The organism is Streptomyces inhibens (genome assembly GCF_003389455.1).
In the GTDB taxonomy this organism is placed as follows: domain Bacteria; phylum Actinomycetota; class Actinomycetes; order Streptomycetales; family Streptomycetaceae; genus Streptomyces; species Streptomyces inhibens.
In genome coordinates this window covers 1-22,947 of sequence record NZ_QUAC01000005.1, presented here as the reverse complement: position 1 = coordinate 22,947, position 22,947 = coordinate 1, and the positions used below count along the sequence as shown (strand labels likewise).

17 protein-coding genes, 1 tRNA gene and 1 pseudogene are annotated in these 22,947 nt (G+C 70.8%); 6 read left to right on the top strand and 13 right to left on the bottom strand.

The window, feature by feature from the left end:
- Positions 1-4: 4 nt before the first annotated feature.
- The gene (locus DY245_RS47425; protein ID WP_128502350.1) at positions 5-5,671 is read left to right on the top strand and encodes a serine protease; all 5,667 of its coding nucleotides are present in this window, start codon (positions 5-7) and stop codon (positions 5,669-5,671) included.
- 37 nt (positions 5,672-5,708) lie between these two features.
- On the opposite strand, the gene DY245_RS00470 is transcribed toward DY245_RS47425, so the two are convergent.
- The 7 genes from DY245_RS00470 to DY245_RS00440 all read right to left on the bottom strand — a co-directional run bounded on the left by DY245_RS00470 (position 5,709) and on the right by DY245_RS00440 (position 10,262).
- On the bottom strand, positions 5,709-6,473 hold the full coding sequence (locus DY245_RS00470; RefSeq protein ID WP_128502349.1) for a class I SAM-dependent methyltransferase: 765 nt from the start codon (positions 6,471-6,473) through the stop codon (positions 5,709-5,711).
- Positions 6,474-6,584: 111 nt separating this feature from the next.
- Positions 6,585-7,118, bottom strand: a complete 534-nt coding sequence (locus DY245_RS00465) for a GNAT family N-acetyltransferase (protein WP_425329329.1) — start codon at positions 7,116-7,118, stop codon at positions 6,585-6,587.
- 137 nt (positions 7,119-7,255) lie between these two features.
- Positions 7,256-7,741, bottom strand: coding sequence for a peptidoglycan-binding protein (locus DY245_RS00460; RefSeq protein WP_128502347.1), 486 nt, complete (start codon positions 7,739-7,741; stop codon positions 7,256-7,258).
- A 245-nt stretch (positions 7,742-7,986) separates the two neighbouring features.
- Positions 7,987-8,208, bottom strand: a complete 222-nt coding sequence (locus DY245_RS00455) for a hypothetical protein (protein ID WP_128502346.1) — start codon at positions 8,206-8,208, stop codon at positions 7,987-7,989.
- A gap of 314 nt (positions 8,209-8,522) precedes the next feature.
- Positions 8,523-8,609 (bottom strand) — tRNA-Ser (locus DY245_RS00450).
- Positions 8,610-8,661: 52 nt separating this feature from the next.
- Complete coding sequence (locus DY245_RS00445; protein WP_128502345.1) at positions 8,662-10,086, bottom strand: S1C family serine protease; 1,425 nt, start codon at positions 10,084-10,086, stop codon at positions 8,662-8,664.
- The gene (locus DY245_RS00440) at positions 10,083-10,262 is read right to left on the bottom strand and encodes a hypothetical protein (RefSeq protein ID WP_128502344.1); all 180 of its coding nucleotides are present in this window, start codon (positions 10,260-10,262) and stop codon (positions 10,083-10,085) included. The genes DY245_RS00445 and DY245_RS00440 overlap by 4 nt, the downstream gene beginning before the upstream one ends.
- A gap of 322 nt (positions 10,263-10,584) precedes the next feature.
- Here DY245_RS00440 and DY245_RS00435 point away from each other — a divergent pair, with 322 nt between their 5' ends.
- The 3 genes from DY245_RS00435 (at position 10,585) to DY245_RS00425 (ending at position 13,390) form a co-directional block, all read left to right on the top strand.
- On the top strand, positions 10,585-11,430 hold the full coding sequence (locus DY245_RS00435; RefSeq protein ID WP_128502343.1) for a glycerophosphodiester phosphodiesterase: 846 nt from the start codon (positions 10,585-10,587) through the stop codon (positions 11,428-11,430).
- Positions 11,431-11,570: 140 nt separating this feature from the next.
- Positions 11,571-12,194 carry an ATP-binding protein gene (locus tag DY245_RS00430; RefSeq protein WP_128502342.1) on the top strand — a complete coding sequence of 208 codons (624 nt, stop codon included), beginning with the start codon at positions 11,571-11,573 and terminating at the stop codon, positions 12,192-12,194.
- 227 nt (positions 12,195-12,421) lie between these two features.
- On the top strand, positions 12,422-13,390 hold the full coding sequence (locus tag DY245_RS00425) for a DUF5926 family protein (protein WP_128502341.1): 969 nt from the start codon (positions 12,422-12,424) through the stop codon (positions 13,388-13,390).
- Positions 13,391-13,660: 270 nt separating this feature from the next.
- Here DY245_RS00425 and DY245_RS00420 read toward each other — a convergent pair whose 3' ends face one another.
- Together DY245_RS00420 and DY245_RS00415 are read right to left on the bottom strand one after the other, a co-directional pair.
- Positions 13,661-14,350: a hypothetical protein gene (locus DY245_RS00420; protein WP_128502340.1), complete on the bottom strand. Its 690-nt coding sequence runs from the start codon at positions 14,348-14,350 to the stop codon at positions 13,661-13,663.
- Between the two features lie 192 nt (positions 14,351-14,542).
- On the bottom strand, positions 14,543-15,322 hold the full coding sequence (locus DY245_RS00415) for a bifunctional DNA primase/polymerase (RefSeq protein ID WP_128502339.1): 780 nt from the start codon (positions 15,320-15,322) through the stop codon (positions 14,543-14,545).
- A 720-nt stretch (positions 15,323-16,042) separates the two neighbouring features.
- Between DY245_RS00415 and DY245_RS00410 the strand changes: the two genes are divergently transcribed.
- Entirely contained in the window at positions 16,043-17,704 is a 1,662-nt protein-coding gene (locus tag DY245_RS00410; RefSeq protein ID WP_425329328.1) for a PP2C family protein-serine/threonine phosphatase, read from the top strand.
- Between the two features lie 291 nt (positions 17,705-17,995).
- Positions 17,996-19,456, top strand: coding sequence for an aminopeptidase P family protein (locus DY245_RS00405; protein WP_128502338.1), 1,461 nt, complete (start codon positions 17,996-17,998; stop codon positions 19,454-19,456).
- Between the two features lie 140 nt (positions 19,457-19,596).
- On the opposite strand, the gene DY245_RS00400 is transcribed toward DY245_RS00405, so the two are convergent.
- The 4 genes and pseudogenes from DY245_RS00400 to DY245_RS00385 all read right to left on the bottom strand — a co-directional run.
- The gene (locus DY245_RS00400) at positions 19,597-20,568 is read right to left on the bottom strand and encodes an NAD-dependent epimerase/dehydratase family protein (RefSeq protein ID WP_128502337.1); all 972 of its coding nucleotides are present in this window, start codon (positions 20,566-20,568) and stop codon (positions 19,597-19,599) included.
- 93 nt (positions 20,569-20,661) lie between these two features.
- Positions 20,662-21,312, bottom strand: coding sequence for a TetR/AcrR family transcriptional regulator (locus DY245_RS00395; protein WP_128502336.1), 651 nt, complete (start codon positions 21,310-21,312; stop codon positions 20,662-20,664).
- A 270-nt stretch (positions 21,313-21,582) separates the two neighbouring features.
- Positions 21,583-22,013 (bottom strand): annotated as a pseudogene (locus tag DY245_RS00390) (response regulator).
- A 56-nt stretch (positions 22,014-22,069) separates the two neighbouring features.
- Positions 22,070-22,947, bottom strand: an 878-nt coding sequence (locus tag DY245_RS00385) for an ABC transporter ATP-binding protein (RefSeq protein ID WP_147318316.1), incomplete at its 5' end; no start/stop codon positions are given.

The window sequence follows — 22,947 nt, the reverse complement described above, 5'->3', positions numbered from 1 at the left end:
GCGGGTGCGGGCCACCCGCGGGTCACACAGTGACAAACGGCAGGTCAGGGAACGGGGGCTGTGGGTGCAGCAGGGCGGCTATGACGACCTGAGTCGTGTGGTGCAGGTCATCGGACACGTACCGGAAACCGGCGCGAAGGTCTTCCGGGCGACCGGATACCTCCTCGCCGACGGACTGGTCCTCACCGTGCGGCACCCCTTCGACGAGGACATCAGTGAAGGCAGAACGTACGAGTACCTCATCCGCAACAGGTCGCACCAATCGGCTGTCCGGTCGCACGTCCTCGACAACAGCCGCGACCTTGCTCTCCTGGCCATCGATCCGCTGCCCGTGGCGTATTCCCCCATCCGTTTCGGGGAGCTGCCGCACCAGGCCGGACGCGTCGCGTTCCGTGCGGTGGGGTTCCCGAACTACGCCGTCGAGGAGCGCAAGGCGCACACGATCCAGATCGACGGCTTCGTCCAACTCGGCTCCTACGCCGGCGACGGCAAGCTCGAACTGGCGCTGACCAGCCCACCACCACGGGCGGTGGGCAAGCTGTCCCCCTGGAAGGGCTACTCCGGAGCCGCCGTCCTGGCCGACGGCGTGGTGGTGGGGGTCTGCGACAGCCACTGGCTGCCCAGCGGCGAGGCCAGCCTCTCCGCGGTGCCCGTGGCCGGCATCGACGATCCCGGCCTGCTGGAGCTCTTCGCGCGGCTCGACTACGACACCGAACCGGTGCCGGTGCACCCGCAGGAAGAGGAGCCGCCCCCTGCCCTGCAGAAGCTCATCACCCACGAGGCGAAGCTCCGTGGCCTGGTCGGGCAGCGCAACTTCCTGACGGAGGAACAGCTGCCGTTCGTCAGCCCCGGGCCCGATCACGAGGCCGATCCACGGCGGCTGTTCGCCCGTCTCTCCGCGCCGGATACGCACCGCGGGGTGATGCTCGTCGGTGCCGCCGGCACCGGAAAGACGCGGACCTGCTTCGAGGTCGCCGCGCTCGCGCAGCAGGCCGGCTGGCGGGTCTTCCACACCAACCAGCACAAGAGCGTCACCGTGACCGACCTGGTCCAGGGCCTCCTGGGGCAGCGCGGCGGCACGGCGCTGCTCGTCCTGGACTACCTGGACGCGCTGGTCGAGCTCGACCTTCAGGAGTTCGTCGACACACTGCTTCCGGAGGCCAAGCGTCGGGGCGTCACGATCGCCCTGATCGCCTCCGTCCGCCCGGGCCCGCTGGGCGAGTTGTACGAGCGGGGCCCGGAACAGCTCTTCGACGAGGTACGCCTGCGGGCGGACGCCGCACACCAGTCGGCGGTCTCCAGCCACATCCTGCGCGAGGTCGCGCCCCGGGCCCTGGAGCGCTGGGGCGCCGAGGCGCTGTCCGAGGTGTGTGGCCAGCGCCCCGTCATCGCCCTGCTCATCGCCCGGGAGATCGAACGGCGGCTGGGGGCCGGGGAGAACATCCCCGAGTTCGCCCAGCTCCGGCGCGGAGACCTGCTGCAATGGCTGCACACGCGCCTGAAGGGCGACGGGCTCCGCCGCCCGCCGAAGGAGAAGCACGCCTCACCGATGTCGGCGGCTCCGGTCGACTCCTGGCTGCTCGCCTCCGCGGTCGCCGCGGCGGCCTGCCCCCAGCCGGTCGACGCGGTGGCACATGCCGTGGACGCGCTGCTCGGCGGGGAGACCGACTTCGAAGGTGTGGACGTCGTCGACATGCTCATCGAGCGTGGCTGGCTGGACGAGCTGGGCGGCCAGGTCAGGGTCGTCCACGACATCGTCACCGACGAACTGCTCCAGCACGTCATTCTCCCCGCCCAGGCCGACCGGGTGGATCGCCGCTCCACCCGCGCCCTCCTGGCGTCCATGATCCTCGACGGCACCACATTCGGCCGTTTCGCGGGGCATCTGCGCCGGCTGGCCGACGAGCTGCCCGAGGGCCGTCCGGCGACCCAGCTCGGGCGCTTCTTCGACGGCTGGATCGCCGAGCACGCCGAGATGATCGGCGGGCTGCTCGCGGCCGGCGGGGAGGACGCCGGGCACACGCTGCTCACCCTGGTGACGAGTTCGCCTTGGCAGTCGGCGACGCTACAGGCGTGGGACCGCATCGTGGACCCCTGGATCCGCAACGAGGAGAAGTCGCCCGCATGCCGGCGCTTCCTGTCCCGGGCGCTCAACGCGTTCGATGCCGCGCCCGCCCCGGTGGTCGAGGCCGCCTTCGGCTGGCTCTCGGCACACCCGATGCAGCTGGGGGACGACTACGTCATCCGCGGGCTGCTGCTCCAGCGCGAACTGCCCGCGGAACACGCCGCCAAGGCCGTGGACCACGCCGTGCGATGGGTGCAGCAGTACTCCTTCCGCAAGGAGGCCCAGTTCCTGTTGAACGCCTTCCTGCGCCAGGACCTCCGGCCCGAGCAGTCCCGGGTCGCCATCGAGTCCGCGGCGCGCTGGCTCCACCGGCATCGCACCGCATGGGAGGCCAGTTTCGTCCTGGCGGCCCTGCTGTCCCGCCGTGATCTCGACCCCGACCAGCTCCAGAAGGCATCCGGTGAGGCGGTGACCTGGCTGGGGACGCATATCGGCCACCCGGAAGCGCACTTTGTGCTCTTCCCCCTGCTGGCGCGCGACGACCTCTCCCCGCAGCGGGCGGCGCAGGTCACCGACCGCTCATGGCGGTGGCTCGGCACCTACCCGCGCAGCAGCTGCGCGGCGCCACTCGTCTGTGCCCTGCTCGGCGCCGGCAGCAGCGATCCGGAGCGGGCCGCCGCCGCCCGGGAACACGCCCTGACCTGGTGCACCACCCATCGTGATGTGGTCGCGGTCAGTGACGTCCTGCGCAACCTGCTCAACGACCCGGACCTTGGCTCGGAGCGCGTCCCCGACGTCGTGGCCTCGACCCTGGCGTGGTGCGAGGTCCATGTGGCGCACCACGAGACCTGTTTCGCGCTGCGTGACCTGTTCCGGCGCCCCGATCTGACACCCGAGCAGAAGCACGCGATCTCCTCCGTCTCGCTCCACTGGCTCCGCAGGTGCAGCGCCGTCCCCGAGGCGTCCCACCTCCTGAAGTCCCTGCTGACCACACCCGATGTCACGGCCGCGCATATCGCAGAGGCCGTCGAGCTGGCGCTGGACTGGTGCACGACGCACCGGGAGCTCCATGACGCCAGTTACGTGCTGTCCGCGCTGCTGCGCTCGGAGCTGGATCCGGGCCAGGTGCGGGTGGCCGTCGCCAACGCGCTGACCTGGTCCGCGGCGTACCGCGAGGACACCGAGGCCGACTTCGTGCTGAGCGCCCTGCTCGACAGGACGGACCTGCGGGCCGAGGAGGAGCAGTCAGCGGTCGCCCGGACGACCGCCTGGCTCGGCGTCCACGGGGCGCGCCACAACGCGGCCTACCTCCTCGGGCGAGTGCTGGGGAGCCCGTACCTCGTCCTCGCGGAGGGCGTCACCCTCGCCATGGACTGGTTCGAACTCCACGGCGACACGGAACCTGCCACCCGCCTCTACAAGCCGCTGTTCAGGCGGGAGGACCTCACCCCCGGCACCGTCGCCGGCGTCGCCCGCCACGCCCTGACATGGCTGCGGGCCCACGGCACGACGCTTGAGGCCAGCCACTCCTTGCAGGCGCTCCTCGAACGTCCCGACGTCTCCCCGTCGGTGACCGCCACCGCGGTGGATCTGGCGCTCCCCTGGGCCGAGACCCACCACACCAACGAAGCCGCCTGGCACGTCCTCAACGCCCTCCTCAAGCATGAGGGCCTGCCCGCCGACAAGGCCGCCGGCGTCGCCCGCCACGCCCTGACATGGCTGCGGGCCCACGGCACCACCCCCCAGGCAAGCCACCTCCTCCAAGCACTCCTCCAACGCCCGGACGTCTCACCGATGGTGACCGCCACGGCCGTGGACCTGGCCCTCCCCTGGGCCGAAACCCACCACACCAACGAAGCCGCCTGGCACGTCCTCAACGCCCTCCTCAAGCGCGAGGGCCTGCCCACCGACAAGGTCGCCACCACCGCCCGGTCCGCCCTCAACTGGCTCGACGCCTACGGCACCACCCCCCAGGCAAGCCACCTCCTCCAAGCACTCCTCCAACGCCCCGACGTGCCGCCGCCGGTCGCCGCCAAAGCCGTGGACCTGGCCCTCCCCTGGGCCGAAACCCACCACACCAACGAAGCCGCCTGGCACGTCCTCAACGCCCTCCTCAAGCGCGAGGATCTGTCCGCCGACACCTTCGCCGCCGCGGCCCGGCCCGCGCTCGGCTGGCTCGACGCCCACGGCACCACCCCCCAGGCAAGCCACCTGCTGCACACGCTCCACCGGCGCCCCGGCCTCGCGCCCGCGCTCAGCACCGCGGCAGCGGAGCAGGCGCTGCGCTGGCTCGATGCCGATCAGGGGCAGGAGGCGCAGTACCTGCTCAAGACGCTGCTCGCGGCGCGGGCCCTGCTCCCGCAGCAGTCCGCCCGGGCCGTCGACCATGGCTGCGCCTGGCTGACGACGTACGGCGAGGGGCGGGACGCCAGCCATGTGCTCGCCCAGCTCCTCCGCCGCCAGGACCTCGCCCCGGGCAGCGCCGACACCGCGGCCGGCCTGGCCATGCGGTGGCTGGCCGCTCATGGCCACACGGAGCAGGCGCAGTTCGTGCTCAGTTCGCTGCTGCCCCGCCCGGACCTCACCCCCGACCTCGTCCGCCGGGCTGTGCGGCACGCCGTCTCCTGGCTCGACCTGCACGGCACCGAGCCCTCGGCCGCCTACGTACTGCGCGCGCTCCTCGAACAGCCCCACCTCACCACCGAAACGGTGACACCGGCCACCGACCGGGCCCTGACCTGGCTGGCCACCCACGGCACATCGAGAAACGCCTCCTTCCTGCTCCGCGCCCTCCTCACACGTACGGACCTGCCCGCCGCCACCGTCGACCGCGCCGCCCGGCGCGCCCTCGGCTGGCTCGGCCGGTGCGGCACCGAGCCCTCGGCCGCCCACGTACTGCGCGCCCTGCTGGAACAGCCCCACCTCACCACCGAAACGGTGACACCGGCCACCGATCGGGCCCTGACCTGGCTGGCCACCCACGGCACATCGAGAAACGCCTCCTTCCTGCTCCGCGCCCTCCTCACACGTACGGACCTGCCCGCCGCCACCGTCGACCGCGCCGCCCGGCGCGCCCTCGGCTGGCTCGGCCGGTGCGGCACCGAGCCCTCGGCCGCCCACGTACTGCGCGCCCTGCTGGAACAGCCCCACCTCACCACCGAAACGGTGACACCGGCCACCGATCGGGCCCTGACCTGGCTGGCCACCCACGGCACATCGAGAAACGCCTCCTACGTGCTCCGCGCCCTCCTCACACGTACGGACCTGCCCGCCGCCACCGCCGACCGCACCGTCCGGCACGCCTTCGACTGGCTCGACCGCAACGGCAGGGAGCGGAACTCGGGCTTTGTGCTCCAGCCACTGGTCGAGCGAGCCGCCCCGGAGGAATCGCCGGGCACCTCACCGGTCGACTACGGACTCGGCTGGCTGCGCTCGACACCGAGCACCCACGACAAATGGCCCGAGATCCGCACGGCGCTGGGCCTGCGGACCGACCTCAGCGACCGGCAACGCTCGGCTCTGGAGGATGTGGGGGCCGGCGGCTTGGGGGCCGACGACGTGAGGGCCGGCGGCCTGGGAACCGACGACGTAGGGGCCACTCCCTAAGCCGTACGCGCGCAGACTCACCAGGCCCCTCACACCTTCACACCGCCGGCTTACGCGCCTCGATCAACATCCGCGTCGTATGCGCCACAAACGCCCCCTCGGCGCGGATCAAGGCGTCCAACTCCCGCAACTTCTCCCGGTATTTCCCCACGGTGAACCCGGGCACCATCCACACGACCTTCCGCAGGAAGTAGACCACCGCCCCGATATCGAAGAACTCGGTCCGCAGCGACTCCGCACGCAGATCGACCACCTCAAGGCCGGCCGCCTCCGCCGCCCTGCGCGCGTCCTCGGGATGGCGGGCACGCCGTACGTGCTCCGGCTGCGGCCCCAGAAAGAACTCGACCAGTTCGAACACGCTGGCCGGGCCGACCTGTTGGGAGAAGTACGTGCCACCCGGCCGCAGCACACGGGCGATCTCGTCCCACCACACGGTCACCGGATGGCGGCTGGTCACCACATCGAATGCCGCATCGGCGAACGGCAGCGGCGGATCGTCCTCATCGGCCACCACGACCGCGCCCAGCGGATGCAGCAGTGCGGTGGCCTTGGCGACATTCGGTGGCCAGGATTCCGTGGCCACCATCACCGGCGGCAGCTTCGCCGCCCCGGCGAGCACCTCTCCGCCACCCGTCTGGATGTCCAACGCCGCCGACGCCCGCGCCAACCGCTCACCCATCGCGCGCTGATAGCCCCACGAGGGCCGCTCCTCCGTGGCCCGCCCCTCAAGCCACGAGAAATCCCACCCCTCGACCGATACGGCATCGGCCTCGGCCACCAGTTCCTCAAACGATCGCGTCATATCCACACAGTCGCGATAAGTGACCTACTCCGCCATCCAATTAGCTCTGAATAACGCCCAACTGCCACAAAACCCCAGCAAGTCACAATCCTGACTCCGGCTCTGACCCTGCTACCTCTCTCCGCCGCTCCCCACCACGAACCTGAGCTCCGGCCGGTCCCACATCACCGCCGGCGGATTCGCCGGCACCGTGCCGCTGGGCCGGGCGCCCATGCTGCGGTAGAACCCCTCGGCGGGCGGATGCGAAACCACCCGCACACTGTCGATTCCGGCGCGCCGCGCCTCGTCCCGCATGTGGTCGACCAGCCGGCGCCCGATCCCGTACCCCTGCGCCTGATCCGCCACAAACATCAGATCAAGCTCGGGCGGCTCGACAACGAGCGAATAGAACCCGAGCACCCGCCCGCCCTCGCCACTGTCACCACGTACGTCGCCCACGGCGACAAACACCCGATGCGCCTCGATGTAGTCCGGGCCCACCCGATACCCGTCGACCATCGCGGCATACCGCCCCTCGTACGCCGCCGAGCCGCGCACCAGCCGAGTGAGCCGCGCGGCATCCCGCCCCTCGGCCCGCCGAATCACCACGGACGTCCGCCGGCCCCCACCCGATATCCCCGCGCTCCGCGAACCCACGGTGACCACTACCCACTTTCTGCACAGTGCCGATGATTGACGAGAATGAATTCCACGATACGCCCCGGACAAAGAGCATCCCCGCCGCGCAATTGAACATTGCATGGCGGGGAGTTCTACGATTTACGATTTACGATTTACCGGCTTCAGTCGGAGCCCCATTGCTCGGGCGTCGGGGTCGGAACACGCAGAGCGTCCCAGGACCTCCGGCCCGGCCAGCCGTCGGCCTCGGGTCCCGAGAATCCCAGACTCTCCTGCCAGAGCGCGTAGGCCTTCCGGTGCTTCTCGTTCCACCTCGACCCGGGGCCGCTGAACCCGTAGGGGGCACCGCAGTCTTCGTCGACGAGACGGAAGCCCATGTTCTGGATGATGGGACTGTCCGGCGGCGGCAGGGTCTTGAACCAGTCCGCACCGGGGAACGGCACCAGGCTCGGAGCTGCGGGCTCAGGCTCCCCGACGGGCGTCTTCCCGACGACGAGCCGCTGCCCTACTTTGATGGTGTTCGGGTCCGGAATATTATTCCAGATCTGAAGCTGCTTCATGGTGGTATGGAAGCGAGCGGCGATGGCGGTAAGCGTGTCGCCCGCCACCACGGTGTAGAACTTGTCGCGCATGGTCTGTTGAGTGCTCATGACACCCACGCTAGAAGCGTTTTCCACGCCTCGCACTTTTCCAGATAAAGGGCGACACCCGCGAGATCCCCCCAAATTCGCTACGCATATTTTAACGCCATTTCACGATCCCCGCATTTCAGAATCGCGAACATTAATGATATGCATCAGCAATTCCCCATGCCGTACACCAAAAAGGGAGTCCGGGCACGCAGAAGGGGTGCCCCACGCACGCAGGGCACCCTTCAGCGGGCCGGTGCACGAGGTCAGAGCTTGTTCATTCGCGAGTACGGGCTGACGATTCGGACCTGGCGGGAGCCGAAGTCGACGAGCAGCGCGATCCCGTCCTCGACATCAACGATTCTGCCCAGGCCGTACTGGTCGTGTGAGACTCGGTCTCCCAGCCCGAATTGCTTGGCCGGCGGAACAATCGGGGCTTTGAAGGGGCTTGTGGACAGGTGGCGCCGGGGCGCGGATGGCTTCGTCATCGTGAGCCCAGTATGCGCCGACGAGGCCCGGAACGGTCAGGCGATGACCGCACCCATGAGACGGACCGCACGCCGAAGGGTTGCCTCACAAGCCCCGCACACCCCCTCTGACCAGCCCCTTAACCAAGCATCCCGGCAAGAAACCCTTTTTGACCCGACGAGGAACAACTACGGGTGGCCCCAGATCCTCGCCCCTGGCCGAAGGGTGGCCGCGCGACTGTTCGACGGCCGTGGTCGACGACCGCCCGAACCAACGACAAGAGGGGCACCCGGACCTCCGGGTACCCCTCTCACCTGCGCTTTATCCGCAACTGCGGAGGCTGTGGGATTTGAACCCACGGTGACGTTGCCGCCACGACAGTTTTCAAGACTGTTCCCTTAGGCCGCTCGGGCAAGCCTCCCCGCGGCACCGCGCGCCTGTGGCGTAGGTGTCGCGGGGATCAGACTAGCGCGTCACTTGTCGCCTGTGCGCTGGCCCAGGGTGACCTGGGTGGTGTGCTCCTTGCCGCCGCGCTTGTAGGTGAGGGTGACCTGGTCGCCGGGCTTGTGCTGCCAGATCTCGCTGATGAGGGTGGGGCCGCTGTCGATGACCGTGTCGTCGAGCTTGGTGATGGTGTCGCCGGGCTTGAGGCCCGCCTTGTCGGCCGGGCCGTTCGCGGTGACCGCTTCGGAGCCGTTGTTGCCGGTCTGGGCGATGGTCGCGCCGTCGCCGGTGTCCCGCATGCCGACCTGGACGCCGATCTGGGGGTAGACCGGCTTACCGGTCTTGATCAGGTCCTCGGCCACCCGCTTGGCCTGGTCGATGGGGATCGCGAAGCCCAGGCCGATGCTGCCGGACTGGCCGGACTCGCCGCCCAGGCCGCCGTTGCCGGCCGACTGGATGGCGGAATTGATGCCGATGACATTGCCGCCGGCGTCCATCAGTGGGCCGCCGGAGTTGCCGGGGTTTATCGAGGCGTCCGTCTGGAGGGCGCTCATGTACGAGGCACTGGTGCCGCCGCCGTCGCTGGAGGCCACCGGGCGGTCCTTGGCGCTGATGATGCCGGTGGTGACCGTGCCGGACAGGCCGAAGGGCGCGCCGATCGCGATCGTGGCGTCGCCGACCTGCACGTTGGAGGACTTGCCGAGCGGGAGCGGGTTGAGCGAGGCGCCGGAGGCGTTCTTGAGCTTGATGACGGCGACGTCGTAGCCCTGGGCGTGGCCGACGACCTCGGCGTCGTACTTCTTGCCGTTGGAGAACGTCGCGGTGAGCTTGCCGCCGTCGGCGGCGCTGGCCACGACGTGGTTGTTGGTGAGGATGTGGCCCTGCTTGTCGTAGATGAAGCCGGTGCCCGTGCCGCCGTCGCCGCCGGCACCCTGCGCCTCGATCGTCACGACGCTGGGCAGCGCCTTCTGCGCTATCCCGGAGACCGAGGTGGGCTTGCGGTTCAGCGCGCCGGCGTCGCCGGTAGCGGAGACCGTCGTCGAGGCGCTGTCGCTCTGGCCCGCGGCCCAGAAGCCGATGCCGCCGCCGACACCGCCGGCGACCAGCGCGGCCACCAGGACGGCCGCGATCAGGCCGCCGTTGCGCCGCTTGGGCGCGGGGACGGCGGACGCGCCCCAGGGGTCGCCGCCACCGTACGGGGGCTGGCCCCAGCCGCCGGCGGACGAACCGTGTCCGGCCTCCGGGTAGGCGGGGATCCGGGTGGTCTGTTCGGTCGCGCCGGCGGGGCCCGGCGCTGCGGTCGGCGCGAATTCCGGCGGCGGGGGAGCGGCCGGCGCCGGCGGGGCGTCGGGAGTCTGTGCGCCGGAGGCGGACGCGGGGGCGCTGTCCGGCCACTGTCCGGTCGGCGGCTTGGCCTCCGACGGGACGGCGGCTCCCTCGTTCTCGGTGCTCACAGCTCTCTCCTCAGCTTCACGATGGTCGGCGCCCACGGCCCGGGCGGGCAGGTCACCCGCATGCCCCCGGTGTGTCCGATGCCGGGGGCGGGCCGTGTCTTCCGGGTCTTGCAGTTTTTGCAGGTCTTGCGGGTCTTGCAGGTCTTGCGGTTCTCGGTGTGCGGGGGATCGGGCACCCGGTACTCCAGGATTAAGGATCCGGGCGATACGGGCGAGTCCCGGTCCGCCGGTCCGGGTTCGCGGGTCCGGTCCACGGGTCCTACCCAGCGGATCCGCACCGGCCGCGAGCCCCGGTCCGTGTGTCCGGTCCGCGCCATACGGGCCGGGCGATACGGAAGAGCCTGTGTCCCAGCCTTTCCCACCACGCGTCAGAGCGCCGTAAGCCGAGGCTGTGACTGTGCCCTCATCCTTTATGTCGGACAAAACCGACGCATCCCCTGTTACCCGCCCCGGGGGACGGGTGGGTGACCCGGCGACGGTGGATGGCACGATAACGCGGTGACCTATGCACGCCGCGCCCAGGACGCCCGCCCGGGTCGTCCCGCAATTTCCGTCGTAGCCCATCGAGGTGCCTCCGACGACGCGCCGGAGCACACCCTGGCCGCCTACCGCAAGGCGATCGAGGACGGCGCGGACGCCCTGGAGTGCGATGTCCGGCTGACCGCGGACGGCCATCTGGTCTGCGTCCACGACCGGCGGGTGAATCGCACGTCCAACGGGCGCGGCGCGGTCTCCGCCCTTGAGCTGGCCGATCTCGCCACGCTCGATTTCGGGTCCTGGAAGGAAGAGGGCTTCGCGAACGAGGCGCCGGACCGGCAGCACGAGGACCCCGAGCGGACCTCCGTACTCACGCTGGAGCGGCTGCTGGAGCTGGTCGCCGACGCGGACCGCCGGGTCGAGCTGGCCATCGAGACCAAACATCCGACGCGCTGGGCCGGACAGGTGGAGGAGCGGCTGGTCGAGTTGCTGGGCCGGTTCGGGTATACAAAACCGGCCATGCGTGCCGATTGGACATCTCCGGTCCGGGTCATGAGCTTCTCGGCGCGCTCGCTGCATCGCGTACACGCCGCGGCGCCCGACATCCCCGGCGTCTATCTGATGCAGTTCCTCAGCCTGCGGCACCGCGACGGCCGGCTGCCGCCCGGCATCGGGATCGCGGGCCCCGGGATGCGGATCCTCCGCTCGCACCCCGAGTACGTCGCCAAGGCGCATCGCGCGGGCCACCAGGTCCACGTATGGACGGTCAATGAGCCCGCCGATGTCGAACTGTGCCAGGAATTGGGCGTGGACGCGGTGATTACAAATCGCCCCAAGCAGGTACGAAGCCAACTCGGCCTTGGCTAGAGCTCATCACAGGGTGTGCACCGGCGCATTCGACGGGTATTCGATTGTGTCCAGTGCGTCACTGCGTGTCGCTTGGCCGGTTTCCGGTCCAGTCCATTGGGGCATTCATCCCGTGGCGTGGGGCAAAGGAGGTCTCGGGGGTGGCGTTGGTGGTGGCACAAGAGGTGCCGACGTCGTCGATCATGGCCGTACCCCATGGTCCAGCGGGTGTGGGCATGGCCAGGCGGCGCATGCGTGAAGAGCTGTTGGCAAGTGGAGTTCAGGACACAGTCATCGATGATGCGGTCCTTATCCTTTCGGAGCTATTGAGCAATTCGTGTCGACATGCGCGTCCGATATACGAAAACGGATCACCGGGTTCCGTAAGAGCGGCATCGAAGGACGCCGCGAAGGATGCGTCACGGGGCACCCCGTCGGCATCCGTCCGGGCCTCCTGGCGTATCGACGCACAGGGCCGGCTGACCGTCGCGGTCACGGACGGCGGAGGCCCGACCCGGCCACTTCCGGCCACTCCCTCGGTCACGGCGCACGGCGGTCGCGGGCTGGCGATCATCCGGTCGCTCGCCAAGGACTGGGGCGTACGCGACACCGCCACCGGTGAAGTGACGGTCTGGGCGGCCCTCTCGCTCCAAGGCGCATTCGCTACGCGCGTGGATCTGACGCCGGATCTGCCGCCCTCGCTCGCGACGGGCGCGGGACGGGCCAACGGCCGGCCGGGTCCGACGCTGGGCCCCGCCTTCGTGGATCTCGACGATCTGACGTAGCGGTCCCGACGTAGCGGCGACGATCCGACGTGACGGGATCCGGCGCAGCGACGACGACCTGACGCTGCGGCACGCGCCGCCTGGCCGTGCCGCAGCGGGCCGGACGTGGCCCCGCCACGCGCCCGACACGGCCTCATGGCCGGCCGGGCGCGCCCTGGTACGCAATCCTCTAGGCTCGCGCCGAAACGCGTCCGTACGCCCAGGATCGACCAGGAGACACCGTCCTCATGGCCAAGAAGCGCCGCCCCCAGCCCCAGGCCGCAGCACCGCAGATCAAGGACGGCGAGGTGCCGGTCGTCGGCGCTCGCGAGCCCTGCCCGTGCGGCTCCGGCCGCCGGTACAAAGCGTGTCACGGCCGGCGCGCGGCGCACGCCGCCACCGAACTCGTGCAGCGCCCCTTCGAGGGCCTGCCCGGTGAGTGCGACTGGGTGGCGCTGAGGGAGCTGGTACCCGCCGCCACCGCCGAGTTGACGCTGAAGGGCGGGCTGCCCGAGGGCGTCCCGGCCGTGAAGCTGGCGACCGTGCTGCCGATGGCCTGGCCCGCGCTGCGCCGCGACAACGGCACGGTGCTGCTCGGTCTGCAGAACGACACCGCCTCCGGCGACATCAGCCGCGACCTCGCCGACACCCTGCAGCGCGCGCTGGTCGCGGAGCCCGGCACCCCGGTCGCCGCCGGACGGCCCGCCGCCGACGGCCCCCGGCTCCAGGATCTGCTCGACCTGGAGGCACCTTTTGAGCCGACCGTCCACACCGGCTTCGAGTTCTGGGTGGAGAACGCCGAGAACGCCACCGGAGAGGTCGCCGCCTCCCTGGAGCGGGCCAACGCGGCGGCCATCCCGACCGCCCGGATCCCCGGCCTGGAGGGCGCCTACTGGTGCCAGGCCCCGGAGAAGAACCATCTGCGCTGGGTCACCTCGTACCCCGAGGAGCAGCTGCTGGACGCGCTCGCCCGGCTGCACGCCGCGGGCACCTCCTCGCTCGGCGAAGGCACCCGCCTGGTCGGCTCGTTCCGCGCCCACGGGCTGGTCGTGCCGGTCTGGGACCTGCCCTCGTCGATGGACGCCGAAGCGGTCGCCGAGCCGGCCGCGGCGTTCGCCGAGCGGCTGACGAAGGCCCTCGCGACGGACGCCCCGCTGACCACCGAGGAGCGCCGGGCGCGCGGCGGGCTCACCAACCGTCAGGTCACCCTGAGCTGACAGTGACGGCCTCGGCCGTGCGGACCGTACACCCCCGGAGGTCCCAGGCGTGACGCCCGTCACAACTCGCCGTACCTGCCGGTAAATAGGCGTCCGGAAATCCACGATCGAATTTGCGAACTGCCGATCTCTTGTTACGGTTCTAAAAGCCCGGTCGCTGGTGCATCCCCCGTCGCCAGCGACCGGGCGCTTCCATGTCCGGAGCCGGGCGCTCGCCCCGGAATCCGCACGGACGCCGTCCCGCGCGATCCTCGTGGGCGGCCCGCGCCGTCAGTGGTCCGAACCACTGCCTTCCGGCGCCGAGTTGCTGCCGGAGCGCAGCAGCAGCCGCTCCCCCCGCGCATCGGAGATCTCCGCCACCGCCCCGTACGCCTGCCGGCTCGTGCGCACGGTCGCGGCGGCCGGTGTCTCGCACACGCCCGGCTCGTCGGCCGCCGGCACCTCACAGTGCACCTGGACGGTCCTGCCGTCCGGCCGCAGCAGCGCCAGTACGGCCCGCAGCGGGCCGCCGGTGAGGTTGCGGTAGTACGTACGCGCCCACGTCCGGCCACCCTCGGCGAGCACACAGGTCTGGGCCTCGATCCCCTGCGGAGAGGCGAGTTCGGGCCCGCAGCGGGAGGTGCGCCCGGAGAGGAACGGCAGATCGAGTTCACCGAGGGGGCTGGTGAGTTTCTGGCGCTTGGTGGTGCTTGCGGGGCGGCTGGGGCTGTTAGGGCTGTTGGAGCCATTGGGGCTCTTGCCCGAATTGGCGTGCCTTTGCGGGCCGACGCCGTTGGTGAGCTTGGAGCTCTTTTCGGCCGTGACCGCCCTCCCGGACCCCGCACCCGAAGCGCGGGCACCCCCGCCGACGGCGGGGAGGGTATCCGCCGGGCCGGCGATCGCGGCGCCCAGCGGCACGGCGACGGCGAGCACCGCCGCACCGGCGAGCCCGATCATGCGGAATTTCTGCGCACGCTGCATGGGCCCCACCTGCGATTGAGATGCCGACGACGACGCGACGACGGCTTGACGGTGAGACGAACCTATCGGCCGACAAGGGTGCCCGTCGGCGCCCGGACACCCGTTTCCCGTACTGGCCCGGCCGGTCGCACCCGTACGGGTGAACCGCCCGCGGGTCGTTGGGGCGACCCCCCGCAGGAGCCGGTCCGCGCGTCAATACGCGAGCCGGCTGCCGCCGTCCGGGGTGCCGGTGCTCGCCATGACGAGCGCGTCGACGATCGTGGCCACCTTCGGCAGCCACGGCGCGGCCGAAGGTGGGGGTCCCCCCTGCGCATGGGGGTCCCCCCGCTCGAACAAAGTTGGGGTAGAAGTTGAGAGCTTGGGGGCTGCCGGAGGCCGCTCCCAGCGCACCTTGCCGGCGCCGATCTGGGACGGCGGGAGCACCACATAGCCGCCCTCCCCGTGGAACCGCAGCGAGCTGGGCACCCAGTCCTGGGAGTGCAGCAGCTCGCCCAACTCCGGGAGGTCGTACGGCGATACGAGCAGCGACCAGCGGGTGGGCGTGGCCACCACGGGGCCGAGGCGTACGCCGAAGTGGTCCAGGGCCGCCAGGGCGCGGGCGCCGGCGACGGCGGGCAGGCTCACCGCGCAGGGCGCGCGGCCGCCGGTGGCCAGCACGATGGGGGCGTCCGGGCGGTTGGTCCACCACCAACGCACCATCCGGGCATCGGTCGTGGCCGCCAGCAGGCCGGGGTCGAAGGGGTGCGCGCCGGGCACCACACAGTCGGGGTCGGGGCAGCTGCACCGGCGGGCGGGCCGTTCGGCCAGGCCGAGCCGGGCGCCGGCCGGCTGCCGGCCGGCGGACCTGAGTCCCACACCGGGAAGTACTGGCCACTGCCACTCGGTGGCGCAGTGGAGCGCCGCACCGAGCAGCGCCGACCTTCCGCCGCGCCGGAACAGGAGCTTGCGTCGCCTTCCGAGGATCTCGCGCATGAGCGCTCGTTCCTTTCCGTTAACGCCGAGGGCTATGTCCATCGCACTACATGGCACTACTTGCCGGTACACAATCGTTTCGCGCCGCACCGCTTCATGCCGTCGTGTGGCGTTCTTGCGGCCCGGTCGTGCGACCTGGGTCGATCACTCATCGATCACGCCACGTGGATCTTTGGTCACCGCATGTACAAGGCAGCGCATCACGTCGTACGCCGAGCGTGGAACGTGGCGGGGGGTGGCGCGCGCATGGCGCTTGCGCTTCCGTAGTGCAGTCCCCGCCATTTGGGAGTGCGTCGCGGTCGTCGCCGTATTAGACGCCGGTGCCCGCCGGAGAGTTCCGGTGCGGCCCCAACTGGCCCCGCGCCTTTCCGAGTACGTACCCGCCATGTGGTGATGACGCGCTGCTGATCGCCGCCAGTCGACCGCAAATTGACGCTCAGGGGGCTATTTTCAGGCCAATCTACAGACCTTGTTGACACCACAAACCCCATAGGGACAGTGCTGGACATCACATCGCTGGTGCGTGTACATGTGGAGGCATTGATAGCGGAGCAGCATGACATGGGGGTTTGCGATGCTATTGAGGAATTTGCGCGGCCAAACGCACCGCACAACATCACTCAACAAAATGCCGCACTCCCTACCAAAAAGCGGCCTGACCTGGGGCAATGCCCGGCGCGACGATAGCCGTCGGCCATGACCGCCCCCCATGTACCGAAAGTGGCTGGAATCGAACCAGCTCTTCCCGCCCCCACACACAATGCCGACCCGCGCGTGGCAAAGACCCCCGCGGACGCCACCACCGACACCCCCTCCGACCCCTCGTCCGGCGCCCCTCAGGACGCCATGGACCCCGCGGCCGGCACCGTGCCCGGCCCCTCCCCCGAGGTCTCCGTCGTCGACCAACTCGCCGCGGTCCAGGACCGGCTGGCCGGCTGGATCTCCGACCTCAGCACCCTGCACGACCTGACCGAACAGCTCGCGCGCACCCGCACATTGCAGGACGCCCTGCACGAGCTGCTGCGCGCCGGCGCCTCACTGGTCGGCGCGCGCCGCGGTCTGGTCGTCCTCGCACCGGCCGACGGACTCGGCCCGGAGACCACCGTCGGCCTCGGTCTCGGCCACGCCGAAATCGGCCACATCGAGACCATCCCGCGCCGCGCCCTGTCGTACGCGCGGATACTGGACGGCCTCCCGGAGCCGGGCGTCACCGGCGACGACACCCGCACCGGCCCGCTCGACGAGACCCGTCGCGGCGCCCCTGGCGAGGGCCTTGTCCCCGGCCGCCGAAGCGACCCCCGATGCGACCCCCGGATCGACGCGCGTACCGAGATCACCGAGCCCGACATCCCCGGTGAGAAGAGCCTCGACCCCCGCCTGCGCGAGGTCGCCGCCCGCCTCGGATACGCCGCCAGTTACGCCGTTCCGCTCACCGCCGAACCCATCGGCAGAACCGGCGCCGCGGTCTGGCTCTACGACGAACCGGCCGAACCCACCGAACGCCAGCGCCACCTCGTCGGCCTCTACCGGGCGCACGCCGCCGAACACCTCGCCCGCCTCCTGGAACTCCACCGCAGCCAACAAGCCGGCCGCATCCTCCGCGAGGAGCTGTTGCCCCGCCGGCTGCCACGGGTCCCCGGCGTACGCCTCGCGGTGCGGCACAGCACCGGCCCGCGCGGCGGCGGCGACTGGTACGACGCACTGCCGCTGCCGGACGGCGCGCTGGGCCTGGCCGTCGGTTCGGTGACCGGCTCCGGGCCGAGCGCGGTGGCCGCCATGGGGCGGCTGCGGGCGTCCCTGCGCGCATACGCGGTCATGGAGGGCGAGGATCCGGTCGCGGTCCTCTCGGACCTCGAACTGCTGATGCGGCTGACCGAGCCCGCCCGCAGCGCCACCGCGCTGTTCGCCTTCACCGAGCCGCCGCCCGGCGCGCCCGGCGCGCCCCCGTCCCTGGAGGGCATGGGTGGGGGTGCCTCCAGCAGTAGCTGGGGGAGCGCCGCCATGCCGCGCAAGCTGGTGCTCGCCGGGGCCGGCCACTGCCCGCCGCTGATCCTCGGGGAGCTGCGGACCGAGTTCGTGGAGACCTCGCTGTCCGCGCCGCTGGGCATGCTCGCCTGCTGGGAAGCGCCGAGCGTGGAGATCGAACCGGCCGGCGGCGAGACCCTGCTGCTCTACAGCGACGGGCTGCTGCACCGCACCGGCGAGCCCATGGACCGCGCCTTCGCCCGGCTGCACTCCGCCGCGGCCGGCGTACCCAGGGCCGCCCGCCATGATCCGGAGGCGGTCGTGGACCACATCGTGCGCACGATGCTGCCGCAGGGGCTGGACGATCCGTCGTCGGAGGAGGACGTGGTGCTGCTCGCGGCGTACTTCGAGGGGTAGCGCGGGTAGCGCGTATTTCGGGAACAGCGCGCATTTCGAGGAGCAGCGCTCGCTTCGGGGAGCAGTGCTCGCTTCGGGGAGCAGTGCTCGCTTCGGGGAACGGCGCTCGCTTCGGGGGACAGTGCGTAGTTCAAGCCTTACGGCGCGCCGCGCACCCAAGCTCCGGTGGCCATATTGCGTCCTATGGCCGGAGTGCCTGAGAGGTCACACCTTCCTGCCCCTGGACCGCTTTCGATCCGCACATACGATGGAAAGCGGTTCAGTCGCGGTTCAGTCTTAAAAGGAGGCATTGTGACCGACGAGCTCACGCCGGAGACCCCGGACGAGGACGAGCAGCCGATCAAGCAGCGCAAGAACGGCCTTTACCCGGGCGTCTCTGATGAGCTCGCGGAGAACATGAAGAGCGGCTGGGCCGACACCGAGCTGCGCGACCTGCAGCCGATCGAGCAGGCCCCGAACGCCGCCCGGCGCCGCGCCGCACTGTCCGCGCGCTTCCCCGGTGAGCGCCTGGTGATCCCGGCGGGCAATCTCAAGACCCGCTCGAACGACACCGAGTACGACTTCCGCGCCTCGACGGAGTACGTCTACCTCACCGGCGACCAGACCGACGACAGCGTCCTCGTCCTGGAGCCGAAGGGCGACTCACACGAGGCGACGATCTACCGGCTGCCCCGCTCCAACCGCGAGAACGGCGAGTTCTGGCTGAACGGCATGGGCGAGCTGTGGGTCGGCCGGCGCCACAGCCTCAGCGAGTCCGAGGCGCTGCTCGGCGTCCCCTGCAAGGACGTCCGCGAGCTGGCCGCCGCGCTCAAGGAGGCCACCGGCCCGGTCCGGGTCGTCCGCGGGCACGACGCCGACATCGAGGCCGCGCTGACCGACAAGGTCACCGCCGAGCGCGACGAAGAGCTGCGGGTCTATCTGTCCGAGGCCCGCGTGGTCAAGGACGCGTTCGAGATCGGCGAGCTGCAGAAGGCCGTCGACTCCACGGTGCGCGGCTTCGAGGACGTCGTGAAGGTCCTGGACAAGGCCGAGGCGACCAGCGAGCGCTACATCGAAGGAACGTTCTTCCTGCGCGCCCGCGTCGAGGGCAATGACGTCGGCTACGGCTCGATCTGCGCCGCCGGCCCGCACGCCACCACCCTGCACTGGGTCCGCAACAACGGCGAGGTCCGCTCCGGCGACCTGCTGCTGCTGGACGCCGGCGTGGAGACCACCACCCTCTACACCGCGGACGTCACCCGCACCCTGCCGATCAACGGCCGCTACACCGACTTCCAGCGCAAGATCTACGACGCGGTGTACGAGTCCCAGGAGGCGGGCATCGCGGCGGTGAAGCCCGGTGCGGCCTTCCGTGACTTCCACGACGCGTCGCAGCGGGTGCTCGCCGAGAAGCTGGTCGAGTGGGGCCTGCTCGACGGCCCGGTCGAGCGGGTGCTGGAGCTGGGGCTCCAGCGCCGCTGGACCCTGCACGGCACCGGCCACATGCTCGGCCTCGACGTCCACGACTGCGCCGCGGCCCGCACCGAGGCGTACGTCAACGGCACGCTGGAGCCCGGCGTGGTGCTCACCGTCGAGCCCGGCCTGTACTTCCAGGCGGACGATCTGACGGTGCCCGAGGAGTACCGCGGTATCGGCGTCCGGATCGAGGACGACATCCTCGTGACGGAGGACGGCAACCGGAACCTGTCGGACGGGCTGCCGCGACGGTCGGACGAGATCGAGGCGTGGATGGCGGGGCTGCTCGGCAAGTAGGCGCATGACGCTCGGAGGGGTTCGCCGGTGAATGCCGGTGAGCTCCTCCGGGGTGGGTGCCGGCGAGCTCCTCGGGGTAGGTGCCGGCGGACTCCTCCGGGGTAGGTGCCGGCGGACTCCTCCGGGGCCGGCCGGGCCCGTCAGCCGTCGACGGCCGCGCCGTCCTCCCGCACGAGCAACGCCCGCTCCTCCTCAGGGGAGTAGCCGCACTCCAGCGGCGGCTCACCGCGCTCGCGGTCCCAGGCCAGGACGTCGGCGGCGGTCACCTCCAGCGGGGTCGCGGGCAGGCCCGCCGCCCGGGCCCGCGCCGGGTTGCGCTGCTGCGTCGGCCAGTCCGGCCGGACCAGCGGGAACATCGGCGGCGCTCCCTCGGCGGACACCCGTACGATCTCGACCTGGCTGCCCGCCACCCGCGCACAGGTTTCGATCAGCCCGCCGAGCGTGACCGGCTCGGCCGGCCCCACCGCGTGGAACGCTCCCGGGCGGTCGTCGGCGAGCAGTTGCACCACCAGACGGGCCAGGTCGCGCGAGTCGATGATCTGCACCGGCTGCCCCGGGTCGGCGGGCAGCGCCACCCGTCCGCCGCGCGCGGCCCGGCGGGCCCAGTACGTGAACGTGTCCGAGGGGTCGTACGGCCCGGCCACCTTCCCCGGCCGCACGATCGTCGCCCGCGCGCCGTACCGGGCCAGCACATCGTCCTCACAGGCCACCTTGAGCCGGCCGTAGGTCTCGTCGTAGAGCTCCTCGGTGTCCCGTACGGGCGGACGGCGCGGGGTGTCCTCCGTTGAGCCGGGCGCCACCCCCGTGCGCGCGTACACCGCGTGGCTGGAGATGAACAGGTACCGCTCGACCCGGTCGCCCAGCGCGTCCATCGCCTGTCCGACATGGCGCGGAACGTAGCCGCTGACGTCCACGACCGCGTCCCAACTGCCGTCGCGCAGCGCCGCGTAGTCGCCGGTGTCCCGGTCGCCGATCAGCCGGGTCAGCCCGGGGAACAGGCCGGCCCCGGTCTTCCCCCGGCCGAACAAGGTCACCTCGGCGCCGGTGCGCAGAGCGTCCTCCACGATGGCGCGGCCCACGAATGACGTACCGCCAAGAATGAGAATCCGCATGGGTGTTGAGGCTAGTCAGCGCCGTCGGTCTTGGTTGGCGATGTTGCTGGGCTTTTGCTGGGGCTTTTGCTGGGCGCCTTTGTTGTTGCTGCGTCAGTTTGTCTTGCTGTTGCCGGAGTTGTTGCTGCTGTTGCCCTTGCTCGCGTACGCGCCCGCGCGGGCCGCCGCCCAGACGGCGATGGCGGTGGACTCGGCGAGGTCCTGGTCGACGGGGCGACGGGCGATCAGGATCCGGTAGTAGAAGGGCGCGCCGAGGGCCGACACCACCTGCTCCGGGTCGGTGTCCGCGGACAGCTCGCCGCGTACGACGGCCCGCTGCACCATCCGGCCGGCCAGCACCATCCGTTCGCCGAAGAAGGACCGCAGCACCGTGGCCGCCTGCGGGTCGCGGGCCGCGGCGGAGACCACCGCCTCGATCAGCCGGCGCATCCGCGCATCCCCGTAGAACGCGCTTATCGAGCGGGCCAGCGCACGCAGATCCCCGGGCAGCGTGCCGGTGTCCGGCAGCGGCACATCGGAGCTCAGATCGGTCAGCAGCTCGCAGACCAGCCCCTCGATGCAGCGCCAGCGCCGGTAGAGCGTCGCCACATGAATTCCCGAGCGCTGAGCGACCTTCTCCATGGTGAGCGCGGCGAAGCCGCCGCGCCCCAACTCCTTGAAGACGGCGGTCAATACGGCCTCGCGGGTACGGGCGGTCCGCCCACCGGGCCGGGACCCTCCCGGGGCATGGTGCGCTGTCGTCACGACGGCTCCGTATTGCAGTGCGGGTTCACGCCAAGTATTGTCCGAGAAAGATTAACGCGAGCAACTTCGCGTTAATCCTGGTGCGCGCTGGTCTCGCAGGAACGGGGGACGCCGCGGGGGAGGTCCTCTCACCGCGAGACCGCGCTGCCCACCGACTTCGAAGGACGATTTCCGGTCAGTTATCCGACTGCTGATGTTCGCCCGGATTGACATCTCATGGCACCTCACACCCGCGTCCTCCCGGCCGCGGCCTCACTTCCCGACCACGCCTCACGCCCGCGCGCCCAGCACATGGCCGACGCCCCGCACCGTACGGATCAGCCGCGGCCCGCCGCCCGCCTCCGACTTCCTGCGCAGCTGCACGAGGTGCGCCTCCAGCACGTTGGCGGACGGCAGTTCGTCCCCGGTCCACACCTGCACATCCGGTCCCCGATGGAGCGGCGTACGGACAGCGTCAGGATTGGCACCCGGTCGCCGGCGGCCCGGATCCGGCGGCAGATGGTCAGCCCGTCGAGACCGCGCATCTCGATGTCCAGCACGATCGCGGCCGGGTTCAGCCGCTGCACCGCGTCGAGCGCCTCCGTACCGTCCGCCGCACACAGGATCGTGAAACCGCGTCTGCTCAGCAGCATCTCGAACGACCGCAGCACGGCGGGGTCGTCGTCGACGAGGAGGATGCGGGGAAGGTCCGGTGGCGGCATCGGCTCCTGCACCGGCTCCTGCACCGGATCCGGCCGTCCGCCCGGCGACTCCACGTTCACCATCGGGGGTCGCCCCCGGGCAGCCACACCTCGTCGCGGAAGAGCGGGCGTCCGTCGTCGGACAGCGGCAGCCGTAGCTCGCCGGTGTCCATGACCGCGTTGTTCTGCGAACGGTGCAGCCGGGAGTACGCCCCGCCCACGCGGGTCAGCAGCTCCTCGTGCCGCCCGGTCTCCACGATCCGGCCGCCGTCCAGGACGAGGATGCGGTCGGCGTCGGGCGCGAGATTGAGATCGTGCGTGATCATGATGGTGGTGCGGCCGCGCATCAGCCTGCGCAGCGGCTTGACGATACGGCGCGCGGCGAGCGCGTCCAGCCCGGTGGTCGGCTCGTCCAGGACGAGGACCGGCGCATCGCGCAGCATGGCCCGGGCGATCGCCAGGCGCTGGAGCTGGCCGCCCGACAGACGCGCCGAGTTGGGGTCGATCTCGGTCTCGTACCCGTCGGGCAGCGCGTTGATGAACGTGTCCGCGTCGGCGGCCCGCGCGGCCTCGACGATCTCGTGGTCGCTCGCGCCGGGGCGTCCGCAGGCGATGTTCTCGCGGATGGTGTCGTGCAGGATGAGGGTCTCCTGCGGCAGGAGGGTCACCCGCTCGCGCAGCCGGTTCAGCGGGAGTTGGTGCAGCGGTACACCGTCCAGCGTCACGGTCCCGGAATCCGGGTCGTAGAAGCGCAGCAGCAGTTTGGAGACGGTGGACTTGCCCGCGCCGCTGGGCCCGGTGACGATCAGCAGCTCACCGGGGCGGGCGGTGAAGGACATCCGGGCCAGGGCCGGTTTGGGCGTATGGGCCGAGCCGTCCGTGGCGTCCGCAGTGGGGTAGCGGAAGCCGACGTCGTGGAACTGGACCGTGCCGTGGGGGGAGGGGCCGGGGCGGG